This window comes from Moorena producens PAL-8-15-08-1 (assembly GCF_001767235.1).
In the GTDB taxonomy this organism is placed as follows: Bacteria; Cyanobacteriota; Cyanobacteriia; order Cyanobacteriales; family Coleofasciculaceae; genus Moorena; species Moorena producens_A.
This window is the reverse complement of sequence record NZ_CP017599.1, coordinates 5,426,039-5,446,164: the sequence shown is the minus strand read 5'-3', so window position 1 is coordinate 5,446,164 and position 20,126 is coordinate 5,426,039. Positions and strand designations below refer to the sequence as shown.

17 protein-coding genes are annotated in these 20,126 nt (G+C 44.6%); 10 read left to right on the top strand and 7 right to left on the bottom strand.

Annotation, left to right across the window (positions count from 1 at the left end; translation table 11 throughout):
- The first annotated feature begins 376 nt into the window (after positions 1 to 376).
- Positions 377 to 4,420 (top strand): SdrD B-like domain-containing protein, encoded by a 4,044-nt coding sequence (locus BJP34_RS19890; protein WP_070393840.1) that lies wholly within the window; start codon positions 377 to 379, stop codon positions 4,418 to 4,420.
- A gap of 482 nt (positions 4,421 to 4,902) precedes the next feature.
- Positions 4,903 to 6,621, top strand: a complete 1,719-nt coding sequence (locus BJP34_RS19885) for an ABC-F family ATP-binding cassette domain-containing protein (RefSeq protein WP_070393839.1) — start codon at positions 4,903 to 4,905, stop codon at positions 6,619 to 6,621.
- A 100-nt stretch (positions 6,622 to 6,721) separates the two neighbouring features.
- Here BJP34_RS19885 and BJP34_RS19880 read toward each other — a convergent pair whose 3' ends face one another.
- From BJP34_RS19880 to BJP34_RS19865, 5 genes are all read right to left on the bottom strand, one after another.
- Positions 6,722 to 7,669: a circadian clock KaiB family protein gene (locus tag BJP34_RS19880; protein ID WP_070393838.1), complete on the bottom strand. Its 948-nt coding sequence runs from the start codon at positions 7,667 to 7,669 to the stop codon at positions 6,722 to 6,724.
- Positions 7,670 to 7,851: 182 nt separating this feature from the next.
- Positions 7,852 to 9,177: a type IV pilus twitching motility protein PilT gene (locus BJP34_RS19875; RefSeq protein WP_070393837.1), complete on the bottom strand. Its 1,326-nt coding sequence runs from the start codon at positions 9,175 to 9,177 to the stop codon at positions 7,852 to 7,854.
- An 89-nt stretch (positions 9,178 to 9,266) separates the two neighbouring features.
- On the bottom strand, positions 9,267 to 9,482 hold the full coding sequence (locus BJP34_RS40335; RefSeq protein ID WP_149031070.1) for a hypothetical protein: 216 nt from the start codon (positions 9,480 to 9,482) through the stop codon (positions 9,267 to 9,269).
- Positions 9,483 to 9,576: 94 nt separating this feature from the next.
- Positions 9,577 to 10,068 carry an RNA-guided endonuclease InsQ/TnpB family protein gene (locus tag BJP34_RS19870; RefSeq protein ID WP_083305268.1) on the bottom strand — a complete coding sequence of 164 codons (492 nt, stop codon included), beginning with the start codon at positions 10,066 to 10,068 and terminating at the stop codon, positions 9,577 to 9,579.
- Positions 10,034 to 10,894: an RNA-guided endonuclease InsQ/TnpB family protein gene (locus BJP34_RS19865; protein ID WP_070393836.1), complete on the bottom strand. Its 861-nt coding sequence runs from the start codon at positions 10,892 to 10,894 to the stop codon at positions 10,034 to 10,036. The genes BJP34_RS19870 and BJP34_RS19865 overlap by 35 nt, the downstream gene beginning before the upstream one ends.
- A 1,155-nt stretch (positions 10,895 to 12,049) precedes the next feature.
- Between BJP34_RS19865 and BJP34_RS19860 the strand changes: the two genes are divergently transcribed.
- Positions 12,050 to 12,424, top strand: coding sequence for a hypothetical protein (locus BJP34_RS19860; protein ID WP_070396775.1), 375 nt, complete (start codon positions 12,050 to 12,052; stop codon positions 12,422 to 12,424).
- Positions 12,425 to 12,637: 213 nt separating this feature from the next.
- Here BJP34_RS19860 and BJP34_RS19855 read toward each other — a convergent pair whose 3' ends face one another.
- Entirely contained in the window at positions 12,638 to 12,841 is a 204-nt protein-coding gene (locus BJP34_RS19855) for a hypothetical protein (RefSeq protein WP_070393835.1), read from the bottom strand.
- 160 nt (positions 12,842 to 13,001) lie between these two features.
- Between BJP34_RS19855 and crtD the strand changes: the two genes are divergently transcribed.
- The gene (gene crtD, locus BJP34_RS19850; protein WP_229423941.1) at positions 13,002 to 14,594 is read left to right on the top strand and encodes a C-3',4' desaturase CrtD; all 1,593 of its coding nucleotides are present in this window, start codon (positions 13,002 to 13,004) and stop codon (positions 14,592 to 14,594) included.
- Here the strand turns inward: crtD and BJP34_RS43805 are convergent, their stop codons facing one another.
- A complete protein-coding gene (locus tag BJP34_RS43805; RefSeq protein WP_158517325.1) occupies positions 14,595 to 14,744 on the bottom strand; it encodes a hypothetical protein in 150 nt (49 codons plus the stop codon).
- A gap of 170 nt (positions 14,745 to 14,914) precedes the next feature.
- Here BJP34_RS43805 and BJP34_RS49145 point away from each other — a divergent pair, with 170 nt between their 5' ends.
- From BJP34_RS49145 to BJP34_RS19830, 6 genes are all read left to right on the top strand, one after another.
- Positions 14,915 to 15,037, top strand: a complete 123-nt coding sequence (locus BJP34_RS49145; protein ID WP_267876319.1) for a hypothetical protein — start codon at positions 14,915 to 14,917, stop codon at positions 15,035 to 15,037.
- A gap of 5 nt (positions 15,038 to 15,042) precedes the next feature.
- Complete coding sequence (locus tag BJP34_RS19845; protein ID WP_070393834.1) at positions 15,043 to 15,966, top strand: hypothetical protein; 924 nt, start codon at positions 15,043 to 15,045, stop codon at positions 15,964 to 15,966.
- Between the two features lie 561 nt (positions 15,967 to 16,527).
- Positions 16,528 to 16,707, top strand: coding sequence for a hypothetical protein (locus BJP34_RS40330; RefSeq protein WP_149031069.1), 180 nt, complete (start codon positions 16,528 to 16,530; stop codon positions 16,705 to 16,707).
- A gap of 662 nt (positions 16,708 to 17,369) precedes the next feature.
- On the top strand, positions 17,370 to 17,675 hold the full coding sequence (locus BJP34_RS19840; protein ID WP_070393833.1) for a PqqD family peptide modification chaperone: 306 nt from the start codon (positions 17,370 to 17,372) through the stop codon (positions 17,673 to 17,675).
- On the top strand, positions 17,659 to 18,105 hold the full coding sequence (locus tag BJP34_RS19835) for a lasso peptide biosynthesis B2 protein (protein WP_070393832.1): 447 nt from the start codon (positions 17,659 to 17,661) through the stop codon (positions 18,103 to 18,105). The genes BJP34_RS19840 and BJP34_RS19835 overlap by 17 nt, the downstream gene beginning before the upstream one ends.
- Positions 18,102 to 20,120 carry a lasso peptide isopeptide bond-forming cyclase gene (locus BJP34_RS19830; RefSeq protein WP_070393831.1) on the top strand — a complete coding sequence of 673 codons (2,019 nt, stop codon included), beginning with the start codon at positions 18,102 to 18,104 and terminating at the stop codon, positions 20,118 to 20,120. The genes BJP34_RS19835 and BJP34_RS19830 overlap by 4 nt, the downstream gene beginning before the upstream one ends.
- The last annotated feature ends 6 nt before the right edge of the window (positions 20,121 to 20,126 follow it).

Here is a 20,126-nt window from a genome sequence, read left to right as displayed (position 1 = left end):
TTTATTATGAATAATTAGTTATGCTCCTATGGTGGGATTAATGTGTCGTATTCAAAGAAATTGTAATGAATTTAATAAAGTATAAGCTCAGTTTAAAGTTTCTGTGAATTATCCCCAAACTATAGGAATTGATATTGACACCCATGGTCATGTTTTTCTACCATTGAGTAAATTCACCCCACAGCAATAATATAATCTTCTCTCACAATAAAATCACAATTACTGATTTTATTGGAATCAATAAACTACAGCAATAATAATCAAGCTACCAATCAATACAACTATATAGTGGCCAGATTACTCAATAGTGTAATAGGCAAATACGATAAACAAAGTTAATTCACTTCAGTCAATCAATCCTAATAAATTTAAAATAATGACATTCTTTCATAACCGCCAACAAACCACAAACAGATTCCTACAATCCAGAAATTTTCAGGGTAATTATTTCCAGGGCAACATTGGTAGATTTGGCTTTGGTAGATTTGACTTTGGTGATCGCTGGTTTAATAATCATGGACATAACTGCTTTGACCTTGACGAACCTAGACGCTCTTTTAACTTCAATCCTGTCAATTACCAAACTGGTGAAATCGGCAACAAAGTCTGGCTTGATGCTAATGGTAATGGCATTTTTGATCAAGGAGAAACAGGAGTTGAAGGCGTTACAGTGACTCTGACCGGGGCTGGTAACGATGGCATCTTTGGCACTAGCGATGATATCACTAAGGTCAGAACCACTAATTACAACGGTCACTTCAAGTTTAAAAACCTTGCTGCGGGGGACTACAAGCTCACTTTCTCTGATTTACCATCTGATTTAAACTTCACCACAGCCAATGTTGGTAATCAGGAGTCAAAAGATTCTGACGTTATTGATCCCAGCACTGGTATGACAGATGTGATTACCTTAAAGGCTGGGGAAAGTAACAAGAAAGTTGATGCTGGGTTGGTAGAACGTCCAGCAGAAATCGGCAACCAAGTCTGGCTTGATGCTAATGGTAATGGCCTTTTTGATCAAGGAGAAACAGGAGTTGAAGGCGTTAAGGTTACTCTGACCGGGGCTGGTAAAGATGGCATCTTTGGCACTAGCGATGATATCACCAAGGTCAGAACCACTAATAACAACGGTAAGTATAAGTTTGAAAACCTTGCTGCGGGGGACTACAAAGTCACCTTCTCTGATTTACCATCTGATTTAAACTTCACCACTGCCAATGTTGGTAATCAGGAGTCAAAAGATTCTGACGTTATTGATCCCAGCACTGGTATGACAGATGTGATTACCTTAAAGGCTGGGGAAATTAACCATGAAGTTGATGCTGGGTTGGTAGAACGTCCAGCAGAAATCGGCAACCAAGTCTGGCTTGATGCTAATGGTAATGGCCTTTTTGATCAAGGAGAAACAGGGGTTGAAGGCGTTAAGGTTACTCTGACCGGGGCTGGTAAAGATGGCATCTTTGGCACTAGCGATGATATCACCAAGGTCAGAACCACTAATAACAACGGTAAGTATAAGTTTGAAAACCTTGCTGCGGGGGACTACAAAGTCACCTTCTCTGATTTACCATCTGATTTAAACTTCACCACTGCCAATGTTGGTAATCAGGAGTCAAAAGATTCTGACGTTATTGATCCCAGCACTGGTATGACAGATGTGATTACCTTAAAGGCTGGGGAAATTAACCATGAAGTTGATGCTGGGTTGGTAGAACGTCCAGCAGAAATCGGCAACCAAGTCTGGCTTGATGCTAATGGTAATGGCCTTTTTGATCAAGGAGAAACAGGGGTTGAAGGCGTTAAGGTTACTCTGACCGGGGCTGGTAAAGATGGCATCTTTGGCACTAGCGATGATATCACCAAGGTCAGAACCACTAATAACAACGGTAAGTATAAGTTTGAAAACCTTGCTGCGGGGGACTACAAAGTCACCTTCTCTGATTTACCATCTGATTTAAACTTCACCACTGCCAATGTTGGTAATCAGGAGTCAAAAGATTCTGACGTTATTGATCCCAGCACTGGTATGACAGATGTGATTACCTTAAAGGCTGGGGAAATTAACCATGAAGTTGATGCTGGGTTGGTAGACCTAACTCCTTCTGGATCAGTCCCGATTCTACAAGATGGCACTTACCAACTTTCCAATCACCCAGATGGTAATGGTATTCATTATAAGGATGGCAGTCCTTATGGTCTAGTTATGACTGGCTTGTTGCGTGATGACTTGCAAAGCGGTGAAGGTGACTTCAGCCTGTTTAACTTCGAACATCCTGATGCCAATATGCGGATGAGTGTGAATGGAAACAAAATCCGGATCTTTGGTACGGCTTTTGCTAACTTAGATGCAAAAGACAAATTCGACAAATCCGACGACTACGATGATACCGATGGTTTGTGGCAAATTGACTTTACTTACCATCAGGATTACGTTAACAAGCTCAGTGATGATAATGATTTATTTGTCGATAAGAACTTCGCTGGAAAAAATACAGGTACTATCAAGCAACTGTATGGTAAGCAGCTTGAATTTGATCTGAGTGACTACGCTGGCCAGAAGGATTTCAGTTTCCAGCTTGGGGATGAAACCGATGATCAGGGTCATCGCAACTTTGATGGGATTTCTGGCTGGGGTTGGTTGAAGCACTCTAATGGTGAAGAATACATCCCTGATTCTGATTGGTTGTTTACAGTTAACCCGGACAAGCTGATTAACGAAGCACCTGAATTCACCAATCTGCCTCAGAATGGTATGATCCCTATTATCGAGGATGACATCAACGTAATTGATATCAATGCCACTGATGATTACGATGCTGAAGGCCAAGGGCTACAATACTCGATTGTCGGTGGTCCGGATCAAGACTTATTCAACATTGATCAAGATACAGGGGAGCTCTCTTTCAAAGATGCTCCCAACTTTGATAATCCCCTTGATCACGATGGTGACAACAAGTACAATTTCAAAGTACAAGTAACTGACTTGGATGGGGCATTTACCGATAAAGATCTCTCGGTGATGGTGAATCCATTGCCTACCCCGAATTCTCCTCCTGATGCGGTGAATGACAGCGACAGCACCTTTGTTAACACCCCTGTCACTATCAATGCCTTAGCCAATGACTCTGACTCCGATGGGGATGCTATTTCGGTTATTTCCTTGAATGGTCAGTCTATCAGTACTGGTGAAACCATCAATACTAACAATGGTTCGGTCACCTTGCTGGATAATGGAGAACTCAGCTTTACTCCCAATGCTGGCTTTGTGGGTAACGAGAGCTTCACCTACGAGATCAGCGATGGTAACGGTGGTACTGATACTGCTACAGTAACTGTGGATGTTCAACCGAACCCTGTACCTAACACTGGCACCATTGTTGGTTCAAGCCAAATCACTGAAGGCAGTCAAGCTCATTATCAGGTCAAGCTAGATGGTGTGGTTGATGAAGACACTTATGTGACGATTAAAATCAACAACGGGACAGCGAATCTAGCCGACGGCTTCAGGTTAGATCGGGTTGACTACCTAAGCAATCCAGTTACCTACAATGTCCAACTTGGCGAAGAAGGTCAATTGTACACAGCAATTGATACCGACCGTTCTCAAGCCGGAGATGCCTGGAATGTTGGTTACACTGGTTTCTCTGGAAGCCTTTATGAGTTACCGGTAGGCGTGGACAGTCTGACCGATGACTTCCAAGTATCTGGAGCCGAGGGCAATCACCTTGTGGTCAAGATTGATGCTGGCAGCGATACCTCTAATTCCTTCACCATTGATGCTCTCAAGGAAATCCAGTTTGGTAAGTCTTTTTCTGGGATCACAGCCACTGAAAGTACAGAGGACTTCAGCCTCACCATTGATAAGATCGGCGACAATGATGTGAACACTGGTCACAAGACAATTGAGATCATAGACAACTACGCTGTCTACTCACCTATTGCCTTTGACCTAAATGGTGACGGGATTCAAACCCTAAGTATTGAGAAAGGGGTTGAGTTCGACATGGTTAACTCCGGCGGCAAGGTTAACACTGGTTGGCTTTCTGGAGAAGATGGCTTCCTGGCCATTGACAATGATGGCGACGGTGAAATCAGCTCCCGTGCGGAACTATTCGGTGGCGGTGTCGGTGACGGCTTTGCCAAACTTGCTTCCTTCGACTCTAATGGCGACGGCTTAGTCAATCAAGATGATGCTCTGTTTGGGGAACTGAAGGTCTGGCAAGACAGCAACGAAAACGGTATCACTGACCAAGGTGAGCTACTTTCCCTTGAGTCTAAGGGCATCACTGACCTAAATACAGCTTACACCAATGTCTTCAGCACTGATGCTATGGGCAATATTCATGGTGAGCATAGTACTGCTGTGTTGAACGGTAACACTATCAACATGGTGGATGTTTACTTCCAGGTTGAGGTTTAAGGCCGGGCGCGGGTAGGTTGGGAAGTCCGGGAAGTAACGGTTGTTGTCTTCTTATCGACTACAGTCATGATGAATTTTTGTTACGATGAGCAAAAACATCCTGGATCGTAAACTCTATCACTAGACTTCTTGCCTCAATCTGGTTTTTGCCCCCTAGCCCCCCAATTTTTCAGGGAATGGGAGTGGAAGTCCCCCAAATTAAATTCTGCCCAACGGTGCGCGCACCGCAATGTTAGGGGTCACGGGTGTAGAGCATGATCACGACAGGGGATAATCGGTCGGGGCTTGGCACCATTGATGCAAGAGGTCTACTGTAGGTGGCGGTTTCCAGGGATAATCTGCTGTAGATGGGAAAACTGAGAAGGACTAATGGTCAAAGGAACAGGGGAATCCCTGTCAGCCAAACTTCTCTAGTCAACCCGACAGCAACTTGGGATCAGGACTAAAAGTCCCCAGCTAAAATTTTCCTTGGAGACATCTTAATGCTGCGACTCGAACACATTAGTAAAGTATACCCCACTGGCGAAGTTCTAAAGGATGTCAACTGGGAAGTTAAACCAGGCGATCGCATTGGCTTAGTTGGCGTCAACGGTGCCGGGAAATCTACCCAACTAAAAATTATTGCTGGAGAGATGGAACCCACCAGTGGTGTTGTTATCCGTCCTGCCAGTCTTCATATCGCTTACCTCACCCAAGAATTTGAAGTAGACCCAACCCGCACGGTTTCAGCAGAATTCTGGACGGTATTTAAGGAAGCTAACCAGGTAAACGAGGAAATCCTACAAGTGCAAAACGCCATGGAAATGGCTGATGAAGCAGAATTGGAAGGACTGATTAGAAAGCTAGATAGGTTGCAGCGCCAATTTGAAGCCCTTGATGGTTATGGCTTACAAGCAAAAATTGACAAGATCTTGCCGGAGATGGGATTTGAGCCACAAGATAGCGATCGCTTAGTGAGTGCTTTCAGTGGTGGCTGGCAAATGCGCATGAGTTTAGGCAAAATCCTGCTCCAGAAGCCAGACGTCCTACTGATGGACGAGCCGACTAACCATCTTGACTTGGAAACCATCGAATGGTTGGAAAAGTATCTCAAGGGTCTGAAGACCCCAATGGTAATAGTATCTCACGACCGGGAGTTTCTTGACCGCCTCTGTACCCAAATTGTGGAAACCGAACGGGGTGTCTCGACTACCTACCTAGGCAATTACTCAGCTTATCTCCAGCAGAAAGCCGAGATGCAGGCAGCTCAACTGAGTAGCTACGAGCGTCAACAAAAGGAAATAGAAAAGCAGCAAGCCTTTATTGAGCGTTTCCGTGCTAGTGCAACCCGGTCTACCCAAGCCAAAAGCCGAGAGAAACAATTAGAAAAAACTGAACGGATAGAAGCCCCCACTGCTAATCTCAAAACCCTGAAATTCCAATTCCCTCCTGCCCCTCGTAGTGGTGTTGAGGTAGTCAAAATCAAGGATTTAGTCCATGACTATGATGACAAGATTTTATTTCTGGGAGCAGACTTGTTGATTGAACGGGGCGATCGCATAGCCTTCATCGGTCCCAATGGTTGCGGTAAATCCACCTTACTCCGGATGATCATGGGAATGGAACAGTCCACAGAAGGAATAGTAACACTGGGCAAACACAATGTCATTCCTGGTTACTTTGAGCAGAATCAAGCAGAAGCCCTAGAATTAAGCAAAACGGTCATGGAAACCATCCATGATGAAGTCCCAGACTGGAAAAATCAGGAAGTGCGTACCCTATTGGGACGGTTTCTGTTTACTGGGGACACGGTATATAAAAAGGTTGAGTCCCTTAGTGGAGGGGAAAAAGCCCGCCTGGCCTTAGCCAAAATGCTCCTTGCTCCCGCTAATTTACTAATTCTGGATGAGCCGACTAATCACCTGGATATCCCAGCCAAAGAAATGTTGGAGGAAGCACTCGGTACCTATGATGGTACAGTAATTATTGTTTCCCACGACCGCTATTTTATCTCGAAAGTGGCCAACAAAATAGTAGAAATCCGGGATGGCGAATTCTGTACCTATCTAGGAGATTACCACTACTATCTCGAAAAGATTGCCCAGGAAAAAGAAGAAGCTCGCTTAAAAGCGATCGCTGCGGCCAAAGCGGCTAAAAAAGCGGCAAATGCTAGCAAAAAGACTAAAAAGACCAAGAAGAAAGCTGCTGCTAAACAAAAGTAACAACAAAAGGACATATAGCAGTTCTCAATACCAAATTGAGAACTGCTATATTACCTATTACCTATTACCTATTACCTATTACCTCTTACCTATTAAAAGCTTATTGCTGAAGTGCTGAGGAGTCAACAATATTGCTGGTTAATCTCTGCAATACCTGATCAATATCATTCAAATCACCGATAATCCGCCGGACAGGCTCGGGCCATACTCTGAGTAGTGTTGGTGTAGCCGATATCTGATCAGTTTCTGCCAGTTCTGGGTGCTTGAAAACATCAATAATTTTTAGGGTATAGGGATGACCTAAATGATTCTCTAATAACTGGTATAGACTCTTGAGAGTATACTCAGTCTCTGAACTATGTCCGGAAACGAACAAACGCAGGACATAGCTATGGGTAGGTTGTGCCTGGGAGTGAGACACATCAGGCAGGGACATCCTGGATAAAGAATCAGGTTTGGTGACATCGGTGGCAGTCAGTGAGTCTGTACTATCAGTGGCAGACTTAGATAAACCCGGCAGCTTTTCCATAGCTCTCAAATGCTCCTGAGATGGCCATCTCCCAGAGTTTTGCTTAGTAACCCTTTCTGGCAAAACCTCTTCTGTATCAGAGTAGGATAATGGCTCTGGGCGGTCAATGCGCAGGATCAAGTCATGGTTTTGCCAGAGTTGGGGAAACTGATTGCGATAAGTTTCTAGCACCGCCGGGTCACAGGACTCTTCCTCCCAAGGGGCTACTTGCCAAATCAGGTTGTCAGTGCCAAATACTGCATTTAACAATGCCTGATGATGTTGCACCAACCAATGAATTTCTGCTGACATACGCAACTGATTGGTTTGAGGGTCAATCCACCGATCAATGGTGGCAGTATATCCAGGGACTAAAAAATGAGGTGGCTCTGGTAACCCCAGTATTTCCTGTAAACTCGCACACAGATGCAGGTGCCAGTGACTCTGCTTATTAAAGTCAATGCTATACACTAGATCTTCCCCTGGTGTAAATATAGCAATACCTTTAAACAGTTGGGGGGAGGGGGTTTCATCCAGCATATGCTAGTACTATGTCGTCAATTTAGTTTGATACTTAAGGTTTTACTTTTTAGATGATAAGTGTTATTTTTGAGTTTATAAGTGTTAGGTTTTAGGGTTAGGTTTTAGGTCTTAGGGGTTAGGTTTTAGGAGTTAAGTCTTGAGCCCTAATTCCTAATCCCTAATACAAGGGTGACTAATCCCTAGATCCGACCGCGCAACATCATTGCGATCTCGTTGGGAGTGGGTGACTTTTCTAAGGCAGTTTCCTCAGTAATACGCCCCTCTTGGTAAAGAGCGAACAAGGATTTATTTACGGTAACCATACCGTCAAATTCACTGGCCGCCATCAGTTGTTCAATTTCTTCGTATTTGCCCTTGAGGATGTAATCCTTAATAGATTCAGTATTAATCAGGATGTCATGAAACGCAGCACGCTTGCCATCGGTAGTACGGCACAACCCTTGGGAAATGACTCCTACTAGGGCTTCTGATATGGCCACCCGCATGGGAGCCTGTTCTTCTGGATTGTAGAGATTGAGAATCCGCTCAATGGTTTTCACTGCACTGTTGGTATGCAAAGTCCCCATGACCAAGTGACCCGTTTGAGCAGCCTTGAGAGCTGTATTTACTGTTTCTCGATCTCGCATTTCCCCAATCAGAATCACATCAGGGTCTTCCCGCAAAGCGGCTTTCAATGCCCGGTCAAATTTACGGGTATGCATTCCTACTTCCCGCTGTTTAACCAGAGATTTGCGACTTTGGTGGATAAATTCAATCGGGTCTTCAATGGTAATTATATGCCGCGCCATATCTTTGTTCATATAGTCGATCATGGCGGCCATGCTGGTAGATTTTCCCGAACCTGTCGGACCTGTGACCAAAATGAGACCTTTATGGTAGTGACAGACATCTTTCAGGATTCCTGGTAACCGCAACTCCTCAAGGGTCAATATCTTTAGGGGAATAATCCGCAAGACCATTGCAGGACCAAGAAGGCTATCGAAGACATTAATCCTGACCCGACTAAACTCGTACTGAGTTGCCCCATCAAATTCCAACTCTTCTCTAAAGCGCCGGATTTCGTCATCAGTCATTACTTCCTTGAGCCAACAGTTAAATGTTGCGTGATCTGTGAGTGGATATTGGGTTGGCTCCATTTCACCGCGACTCCGGAAACGGGGAGTTTCACCAACACCTAGATGAATATCAGACACTCCTTTCTCAAAGGCCTCACGGACAATGCTTTCTAAGCTTGACTGTCCAGGGGGCAGACCGATGCTATGGGGTTTCTTCTGGTGCTGATTGGCTGATGGTTTTGCTTGGACGTTAGTGGCTGAATTCTGACCTGTTGTGGGCACAGGGCGAGGGCGTGAGGCTACTGCGGCACCGGCTTGACTGCTTCTTGGAGCCATGGCTCTTGGTTGTGCAGGTCTCGATTGATTGCCTTGAGCAGATGCTGCTCTAGACGCTATATTCAAAGGCGGTGGTGCTGGTGCAATGCGGGGTGAGGGCTGTTGATCTGTCATCTTTCAACTACCAACTACAGTTGGGCTACGAGAATTTATTTTACAAACTCTTACTTAAAGTTTTCCCAACAGTTAGGGTTGATTATAACTTATAACAGTTCTACCGTAGGTAAGGGATTTTCGTCTTGGGTTAATGGCAGTAGGGAGTAGGGAGTAGGGAGTCGGAACCCACCCCTAACCCCTCCCAGGAGGGGAACGGGAGTCGGGAGCGGTGCGACCCGTGGCGAATTTAATTCGCCTAGCGATGCAGCGCGGTCTTGGGGGTTCCCCCCATGAGCGACTGCATCAAGACAAGGAAAGCGCACCGAGGGAGTCGGGGTAAGAAATTTGAGTGTACCTGATAAGTATAAGAAACCCTATACACCAATTTCATTTCTTCGAGCTTTGACACTCCCCGGTCTAAAGACGCGGGGATTCTTCAATCAACGAGTCAACTTGCTCAATCAGGCCGGAACCAGAAAGAGTAGAGGCCAAATCTCCTGAAGCGTTCGGATCTAAGATCCAAGTTCCTGTGTGCCCCACAGTACTCAAGGCTCTTACCAGTATGTTGATGGCGGCATTATGGTCACGATCAAGCTGACACCCACATTTACAGACATGGGTTCGAGTTGACAAAGATTTTTTCACAACCTCGCCACAACTGGAACAATCTTGGCTTGTATAGGCAGGATTAACTGCAACAGTTACTCTGCCAAACTTCTCACCAAAATGCTCCAACCATTTCCTAAACTGATACCAACCCGCGTCATTAATAGATTTGGCGAGACAGTGGTTTTTTACTAAATTTTCAACTCTCAAGTCTTCGTAGGCGATCAAGTCGTTAGACCGAATTACGCAGCGTGCCGGAGACGAAACCTTAGAAGAGTGCAGCCTTACAACAAAACCTGTCACCTTTGATGCATAGCCTACCAACTATAAAGGCTGCACTCTTCTTGCGGTAACTTCTAGCCAGTCTCTTAGCATGCTCTTCACGTTGCCTGCTTATCTTGAGGTGTGTCCTACCTAGTCTATTAATAGCTTTCTTTCGGTTAGCAGAGCCTTTCTTTTTTCGGTAAACCCGACGTTGATAAAACTTTAAGCGTTTTTCTCCCGTTCTATAAAATCGGGGATTAAGTTCAGTGTTCCCTCTGGAATCAGTATAAAAATCCTTTAGTCCGACATCTAAGCCAATGTTGGCGTCAGCAGGTTCCAGTTGTTCTTTAACATCAACTGAAACACAAAACTGAACGTAGTAGCCATCAGCCCGACGGACTATCCTGACTCGCTTAATTTGTTTTTTATCAAAGCGCCACAAGTCCCATGTACCTTTGAGCTTAAGCTTCCCAATACCCTTTTTGTCCCTGAACGTTATCGACTTTTTGTCGGGGGACAACTTCCAGCCTGACTGTTTATACTCCACCGAGCGGCAATTCTTCTGGAACTTAGGGAAGCCTTTTTTACCAGGTACTTTCTTCTTGCAGTTGTCAAAGAAACGGGCGATTGATGACCATGCCCTCTCAGCACTAGACTGACGGGCGGTAGAATTCAAAGCGTTAGCAAAAGGAAATCTTTTAGCAAGAACGGCACTATACTTGTTAAGGTCAAATTTGCTAACCCCTTTATTATCCATCCAATATCTGAGACAACTATTGCGAATAAATTGAACTGTCCGAATGGCCTCATCTATGGCAGAGTATTGGCGCTTTTTCCCTTTGGCCTTGAATTCTAAAATGATCATCAGTTTCGACCTCAACCGCTTCTATTTTATTCTACAATACTCAGACTAATATTCCGTGCGAGGGATTGCTCACACGGAATATTTTTTTCACGGCGACTAAAGTCGCTGCCAGCCTTCATCCCCGCTCGCTTTGTGACGGGGTTTTCGGCTTGGGGGAGTTTTATAAATTCTGATGAGGTGATGTGTTAATAGCACTATTTTTTGAAATTGGTCAGCTGTCACCATCTAATTGTTTGTTATTGTTTGTGATTGTTTATTTTTGAGTAAGCAGCAAAAACTCTAAAACCTTCTCCCCTGCTCAAAACTAGATTTAAGATCAGCGTGAGGGCGGGGCGCAATCCGTGAGGGCGCAAGCAAAGCGCCCCTAATATTCAAAGCACCCCTGAGATTAGGGTTGACCAAGGGACGGGGGGGGGAAGTATTAATCACAAATACCTAATATGAGTAATTAAGCGTAATTATCAGTAATTATGCTTAATATGAGAAAACTCCTCAATTTGGATAATATATATTAAGCAAATGATAACAAATGTTAAGCAAATCAGAGTCAACCCCTCACCCATCCTGATCCGATTCGGGAGCAGGTCTTGCAATGCTTAAACATTAGTACTACGTACCATTAGAGCAAGCAATTACCCATGAGGGGGCTATAGATAATGTACAAATATTCATCCAGGACTAGCTCCCCTGATGACCTATTACCTATTACCTTAGTACAAATGTTCTGCATAAGTGAGATGCTCCCTCCGATTCGGTGACCCTAGCTCCTTTTCTTGTTCTTGGGACTCTATAACTTATCTCTATAACTGATTCGCTCTATATAACTCTAACTATAACGCTATAACTGATTGGGCTTATTTCGGTCTATGTATCAGCGATGAAAAATTGGTTCATCTGTCTAATGGTAGATTATCGGTATCTCTTAAGATAACCAATAATTTCCGGCTTTTAACGATTGTAACAATTTTGATACATAGGTCGGAGGAGTTGACTGTAAACTTTTTTGACAAAAGGTTCATCTTCATCAAAATTTTACCTATACTGAAATTCACCTAGAAAATTTCAAATCAAAGAATTTACTCAAGGACAGACCCTGTCAAGTAAGGGCAGACACTGTCAATTCATTTTTTTTTAATGATTACTGGAGAAAACACCATGGCATTAACCACAAGTCAAAGCTTTACACAAACTGATTCATTAGCAGTGGTCAAAAGCTTTTTAATTTGGGCATTTACCTTGGCAGTTTGCTTACTGGTTGTCGGTTTTCCGTTGATTGTATTAATGGTTACCGCTGGCTCTCTGTTAGCGATCGCTCTACAATCAATTCTGCCGGTTAGTGCTGTATTACTAGTAGCAGGGAGTTTGATTGGAGTAAATGTTTTAGCAGTGATATTAGGTGCAGGAGTCTTAACCTTTAAGGGGGTTCATCCTAAGGAAGTTAGTTGGTTAAATTGGCTACATGGCGAGCCTGATCTGATCCAGACTCCGGTTTATGCGGCTTGCCCCCTAACCTGTAACATTATCCGATAGTTAGATAGACGGTGTCTGAGCTGACCCAAGTCTGGGAATGTTAACAATTGATGAACTTCTAGGATATCAAAAAAGGGTACAAGGTGTGGGAGTGTTTTCTCTTTTCCCTCTAAAGTCATCAAGGGTCGGCTCAGCCCTCGTTCATAGATAGGGCTTCCAACCATTCCACGATTTTTTGTAATAAAGCCAAGCTTTGGTAAGTTGATTGGCTTGTCAGCAATTTTCCCGGTCTTGACCGGGTTTTTTGATCACAACATTCAAGAGTATCCTACGAAGGGTGAACGGTTTTGGTTGAAGCTTCCAGGTTTCAGGTTTCAGGTTGCAGGTTGCAGGTTGTAGGTTGCAGGTTGTAGGTTGCAGGTTGCAGGTTGGTTGAAGGTTAACGGTTGCTTCCCTAGCAATTAGCCATCTCCCCATCTCCCCATCTCCCCATCTCCCCATCTCCCCATCTCCCCATCTCCCCATCTCCCCATCTCCCCATCTCCCCATCTCCCCATCTCCCGACTTCCGACTCCCAAAGAACATGGCTCAAGGTAGAATTATGATAAGAAACATTAAGAAATGCAAATAAAGCAGCATGGTAAGCACTCAGGGCGGTAAAGGTAAGGTAGAATACCCCAAGAAAGAATTCCCGCAGAAAAAAGTCCAGAAAAAAGTAGTAGTAATCGGCGCAGGGATTGGTGGACTAACCGCTGGAGCACTCCTCGCTCGCCGAGGCTACCATGTTGTAATACTAGACCAAGCCCTAGTACCAGGAGGATGCGCCTCTACCTTCAAACGTCGGGGCTTTACCTTCGATGTTGGTGCGACCCAGGTAGCTGGCTTGGAACCTGGTGGCATTCACAAACGCATCTTTGATGAACTGGAAGTAGACCTGCCAGCCGCTACCCCCTGTGACCCTGCTTGTGCCGTATTTCTTCCTGGTGAAACTGAACCGATTAACATCTGGCGTAACCCGGAGCAATGGAAAACAGAACGACAACGCCAGTTTCCCGGTAGTGAACCCTTCTGGCAACTAATGGCAACCTTATTCAATGCCAGTTGGAAGTTCCAATCCCGTGACCCAGTGCTACCACCTCGTAATGTATGGGATTTGTGGCAACTAACCTCAGCAGTGCGTCCGGATACCTTAATTACCCTACCCTTTACCTTCATGACCGTAGCGGATGGGTTACGAGGATATGGGTTATATGACAATAAGCGTCTGAAAACCTTTCTGGATATGCAGCTCAAGCTTTATTCTCAAGTGGATGTTGATCAGACAGCACTGTTGTATGCTGCAACAGCCTTAGGAGTTTCCCAGGAACCCCAAGGGTTATTTCATCTCCAAGGTAGTATGCAAGTGTTAAGCGATCGCTTAGTAGAAGCCCTGGAAAAATGGGGGGGTAAGCTACTAATGCGCCATACCGTTGAACAAATCGAAACATCAGCTGGTAAAGCTACTGGTGTTTCGATTCGCAATCAGAAAACTGGGGAAGTTTGGACAGAACCAGCGGATGAGGTAGTTGCCAATGTTACGGTACAAAACCTAGTCAAATTATTAGGTAATAATCTACAGACGTTGCCTAAAACCTCGATGGCAGGCTACTCGATGGCAGGCTATAAGTATCGAGTCGATAAGTTACCTCCACCATCCGGTGCGTTTGTCATCTATCTTGGGGTAGATAAACGCGCAATTCCTGATGGTTGTCCTCCCCATCTTCAGTTTCTCTATGACTACGATGGACCAATTGGCGAGAATAATTCCTTGTTTATTTCGGTGAGTAAGCCAGGAGATGGACGAGCACCAGAGGGAAAAGCTACCATTACTGCCTCATCCTTTACCGATGCTGCCATGTGGTGGCGGGGATCCCAGCAAGACTATGACCGCTTAAAGGCAGAGTATACAGAAAATGCGATCGCACGTCTTAGTCAATACTTTGATTTAACACCAGAGACCATCATTCACCAAGAAGCAGCAACCCCTCGCACCTTTGCCCGTTATACTGCCAGAGAACAAGGCATTGTCGGAGGGATAGGGCAACGGATACCCACCTTTGGACCCTTTGGCTTTGCTACTCGCACACCTTGCAAAAGTTTGTGGTTAGTAGGAGATTCAACTCATCCAGGAGAAGGAACAGCTGGGGTCAGTTATTCTGCCCTTACCGCTGTACGGCAGATTGAGACATGATTAGACTTCGTGGCAGTTGTCGGGAACAGGGAACAGCGGATCTGGGAACAGTGGACAAGAATTGACGCAAAGCGATGCAGAGGTGCGACCCGTGGCGAATTTAATTCTTAATGCGGAAAACGCACCATTACGGTCATGGGGAAACCCCATGACCGCGCTGCATCAAGAACACTATCAGAAAAATACTTTTGCGCATAGGTCTATTTTGTTTGTAGGGGTGCAAGCAAAGGTGCCCTAGCTTGGGTTATGGGTTAAAGGTCTAAAATGTCAAGATCATCTGGATCTGTTTTTGGCCAGACCAGCTGTGAAAGGCTACTAACATGGCACTACCCATTCAGGTTAAGACATTGATACAAGCAGCAAAAGCTGTCGCAGTTAACTTTTGCCTCTTGCCTCTTGCCTCTTGCCTTGCGCGTAGGGCTATACCAACCCCAAAGAGTTAGGATTAATGACCCGACAGCCTCATGATCAATTTGCCAAACAGTATCTAACTGAGTTGTTAACACCTCACGGTCAGGTAGAAGTCAGTCGAGAACTAACCAGTGAAGTGCGTCAAGTCGATATTTGGTTTCTACCAACAGCTTCTGAATCCACAGCAGTGCAGGACATTGGATTGCTCGGTCAGATGACATCAACCGCCTGTTTATTGGAACCGTTCCGCAATGCCACAGGGATCATGGCAGTGCGTAATTGCCTGCTGAAGTTGTTTGCCCTCTACAGTGACCTGCAGCGAAAGGCACGACGAGAGCAAAACCCGATCAGTGAAACCGACTTGCCCTGTTTATGGATTTTGTCTCCTTCCTGTTCAGCCCAGCTGTTGAACGGGTTTGGTGCAAAACTTAATGATTCCGGTGATTGGGTTGCAGGAGTCTACTTTTTGCCTGAGTGGTTCAACACAGCCCTGGTAGCCATTAACCAGCTACCTGTTACCGAAGAAACCCTGTGGTTAAGAATTTTGGGACGGGATAAGACTCAAAGCCAAGCCATTAATGAGTTGCTAGCACTACCGGTCGGACACCCCTTACGGGGTAACATCTTAGAGATTCTGGCCAACTGGCGCATCAAAATAGACAAAATAGAGGAAAGCGAAGATTTAACTCAAGACGAGAGGGAGTTAATTATGAATTTATCACCAGCTTATTTGCGTTGGCGAGAAGAAACCTTAGAGCAAGGAAGAGAACAAGGCAATTTAGACGGACAGCGCCTGATGGTGGAGAATCTACTAGCAGGGCGGTTTGGCACTGTTGATCTCGAATTATCCCGAACCATTGAGCCTTTGATGCAGTTGCCGATCACAGACCGTACTCAGGTGCTGCTTAACCTGTCTCGTCAGGAACTGTTGGAGAGGTTTGGAGACAATCGATCGGATTGATAGCGATGCAGCGCCTTCATGCGGGGGTTTCCCCCATGAGCGACTGCATCAAGACACTGTTACCGTTCAATCCTATTGCGGTGGTATTCCGATGGTGTTCGGGTATCACGAGGTCAAGACTGACCCAAAACTGTTCACCAAACCCGCTTATCTCATAGGGGCGCACGCCGTGCGCTCCTACTTGCTGTTTTTATTTACCACTGCAGCTACCAGAACACTAGCTCAAAGCGAAAGGCTGTTATCGCCTTTCCAAATGAGATGTAAACCTGTATGGTCTTGTTTTCTTGTCCAATAAAACTCTGGATCTCTTTGCCATCTTGCCTTTTGCCTGTTGCCTGTTGCCTTTTTCAGCAAGAAGTGTGTTTACAACCGAGATAAAAACACCCTTAGCACCTCAAGTAGCGTGGGCGTAGCCCATAGGCTGTTAGCTTCACTGACCTTATATAGCAGCAAAAGTTTTTCTTAAAAACTGTCCGGAATTTACTTGGAAGGGAGAGAACATTTAATTGAAGGCAAGGAAAAATTAACGTGATTACAACATAAAGTTGATTAGAGTTAATTATGAATTTATCATCAGTTGATTTCGGTGGCTCTGAACCAATGTTACAAAATGTTGCTTCAAATGTCTGGGGGATTGTCTATCGGATTAAAGTGCGATCGCTCTTTAACTCCAACTCCAACCTAGGAAATTTACTTTTATCCAATAAAAGAGTTTTACTCGTTACATCATCAAGGGGATAATTTACAGAGTTTGATATGATTTTTTTATTAATTCAATAAATAAATAAAGTTTTATTAAAATATCCGAAAAATCGTTTAATTATGGGATGAATTACGCTACATTTAAATTAAATAAAATCACCTTAAATTTACGGTAGCATTACTTCCTATAAATTCGGTTAATATTCATAACAGTATAAATGCTGTAATTAAGTTTGATAAAGAACAATATCACAAACTATTCACATAATTTTTAGACATTTTAATTGTGAATATAGGCCCATAAAAATAGGTCGAAATAGGGAGATAGTAGGCCGAATTTTGCAGAACTGGTTCGGACTAAAATTTAAATGCCTAATTGCTGACAGCAATTAGAAATAGGTGGCGAACTCTAGCAGGATCAGGATGACTGCACTAGGAATAATTATGGCAATCATTTTGGGTTTATGGGTTTTAAAAACTCGTTTCTAAACCCGATATCAAGCAATACTAGCTTACCAATAACTCTTCAAACTAATCAAGTTATTCATCTACTATACCCTAACTTTACTCAAAATAACAACCATCAGGGCTAATCAAGCATAGCAATCTTGGGAATTACTCTCAATCCATTAATTATAGACCCATATAATTCCCTCACTAGTTTTAGATAACAGCAATAATTACTTGGAGAATAAAAAATCATGAGTTTGGATTGTACTATCTCACAATCTTCAATTGTAGTAGCAGCTCAAGAGCAACTATCTTCTGATATTGGAGGAGAGGCAATCATCCTCGACATGAAGTCCGGAGTTTACTATGGCTTGAATACCGTAGGTGCTAGCATCTGGAATCTGATCCAGGAACCGAAAACCTTAGACGAAATTCGGAATGCACTGCTAGCAGAGTACGAAGTTGAGCCGGAAAAATGCGATCGCGATCTGTTGGCATTACTCCAAGAATTTGCAGCAGTTGGGCTAATTGAGGTAAAAGATGAAGCGGTTGCGTAAGTTCTTGCGCCTTACTAGTAGAGAACGTCAACTTGTGATTAACACGTTCATCTTACTAGGATTAATCAGACTAGGGCTATGGTTACTACCATTTCACAGATTGCGGCGACTGCTAACAAAAATCAGTCAGCCATCACCTCAAGCTCAAGGCGTAAACCAAACTAACCTAAGCAAAATTGTCGGAGCTGTTAATCTTAGCAGTCGCTACATGCCAGGTGGTGTCAAGTGTTTAGCTAGAGCATTAACCACACAAGTACTGATGAGTCGCTGTGGTTACTCCCCTCAACTCAGAATTGGTGTTGCCAAAGGGGAGGGAGGAAAGTTAGAAGCTCATGCATGGGTGGAAAACCAGGGACAGGTTGTGATCGGCTATCTCACAGACCTTTCACGGTTTACCCCACTACCATCGTTTAAAGGAGGCAAACTATGAGTGGCATTGTCGGGATTTACTACCTCGACCAAGAACCAATAGACCGGGAAAATATTGGGCAAATGTTAGATATCCTTGCCCACCGGGGACCCGACGGAGCAGATATCTGGTGCGAGGGGTCTGTTGGTCTCGGTCATCGGATGCTGTGGACTACCCCTGAATCGCTGCTGGAAAAGTTACCTTTAGTTAATCACTCCAAAAATTTAGTGATTACTGCTGATGCTCGGATTGATAATCGAGAGGAACTGATTGTTGCTCTAGAGTTGAACCACCTTCCAGCAGAAAAAATTACCGATAGCCAACTGATATTAGCAGCTTATGAAAAATGGGGAGAGCAGTGTCCAGAGAAACTATTAGGTGACTTTGCCTTCGCTATCTGGGATAAGCACAAGCAGATCCTCTTCTGTGCTAGAGACCATGTTGGGGTTAAGCCTTTCTATTACTATCACCAATCCGGTCAAGGGTTTATTTTTGCCTCCGAAATCAAAGCACTCTTCTGTTTACCCTTCGTGCCAAAGCGTCTTAACGAAGTTAGGATGGCTGACTATGTCGCCCTGATGATGGAAGACAAAGTCATCACCACCTATGACGAAATTCTACGGCTTCCTCCTGCTCACACCATGGTCGTTAGTCAGTCAGGGATAGAGCTAAACTGTTACTGGTCTTTGGACCCTAATCGTCAGCTGATCTTAGACTCAGACGAAGCCTATGCTGAAGCATTTCGTGACATCTTTACCGAAGCAGTTCGTTGTCGTCTTCGTAGTGCTTTTCCCGTTGGTTCTCACTTGAGCGGTGGATTAGATTCTTCCTCAATCACTTGTGTAGCGAGGAAACTACTAGCTGAAGCAGGAGATACTCAACTCCACAGCTTCTCCAACATTTTTGACAAAGTCACTGAATGTGATGAACGTCCCTTCATCAATGCTGTTTTAGAACAGGGTGGACTAATTCCCCACTATGTTCATGCTGACCAGTTTGGTCCGCTGTCAGACGTTGACGAGATTTGGCAGTATGAAGACGAAGCTTTACTTGGTCCAAGTCATCATTATCCTTGGCGACTGAATCAAGCTGCTCAGCAAGCAGGGATGCGAATTGTTTTAGATGGCCTCGATGGGGATAATGTCGTGTTTCATGGTGTGTCTAGACTGACAGAATTAGCCCATCAAGGAGAGTGGGAAACCTTTGTCCAGGAAGCTGAAGCATTTTCCGAACATTTTGGTAACTCACCCCAATCCCTAATTAAACACTACAGTATCCTACACCTAAAAACCCTCGCCAAGCAGTTTCGGTGGATTGCCTTTGCTAAAGCTGTATATCAGATTCACAAGCGTTTTGGCATTTCCCGTAAGCACCTGTTGCTCAATCATGGACTCAAGGCGTTAGTTCCGGAAGCAATCAAGCAACTTTGGCGAAAGTGGCGCAGACAAGACAAGTTAGCTACTTCTGTTGCACCTTTAGTTAACCGCAACTTTGCTGAACGCATTGGTATGGATCAGCGTATCCACGCATTGGACAAATCCGATCAACCATCACTCACAGTCAGAGAAGACCACTGGCGTAATCTAAGCCAAGGTATATTTCCCCTCATTCTAGAGCAGCTCGACCGCTACAATGCTGCATTTTCCCTCGAAGCTCGTCATCCCTTTATGGATAAGCGGCTACTTGAATTCTGTCTAGCACTACCTTCCGAGCAGAAACTCTACCAGGGATGGAGTCGGATGGTGTTGCGCCGTGGGATGGCTGATATATTACCAAAAGCTGTCCAATGGCGAGGAGGCAAAGCCCATATGGGTCCAAACTTTATTCACGGTCTGCTCACCGTAAATCGTCCGGTATTCGACGACGTGATCTTGAATAAGCTTGAACTCATTGAAGGGTACGTTGACACAGACTTTCTGAGACAAGTTCATCGACGCATGACCTCAGGAGGCAGGGTGCGAGAAAAAGACTGCATGACAGTCTGGCAGGGAATCATCTTGGCCTTGTGGCTTGACCGAACCCAAGTGACACCCTAAGTCTAA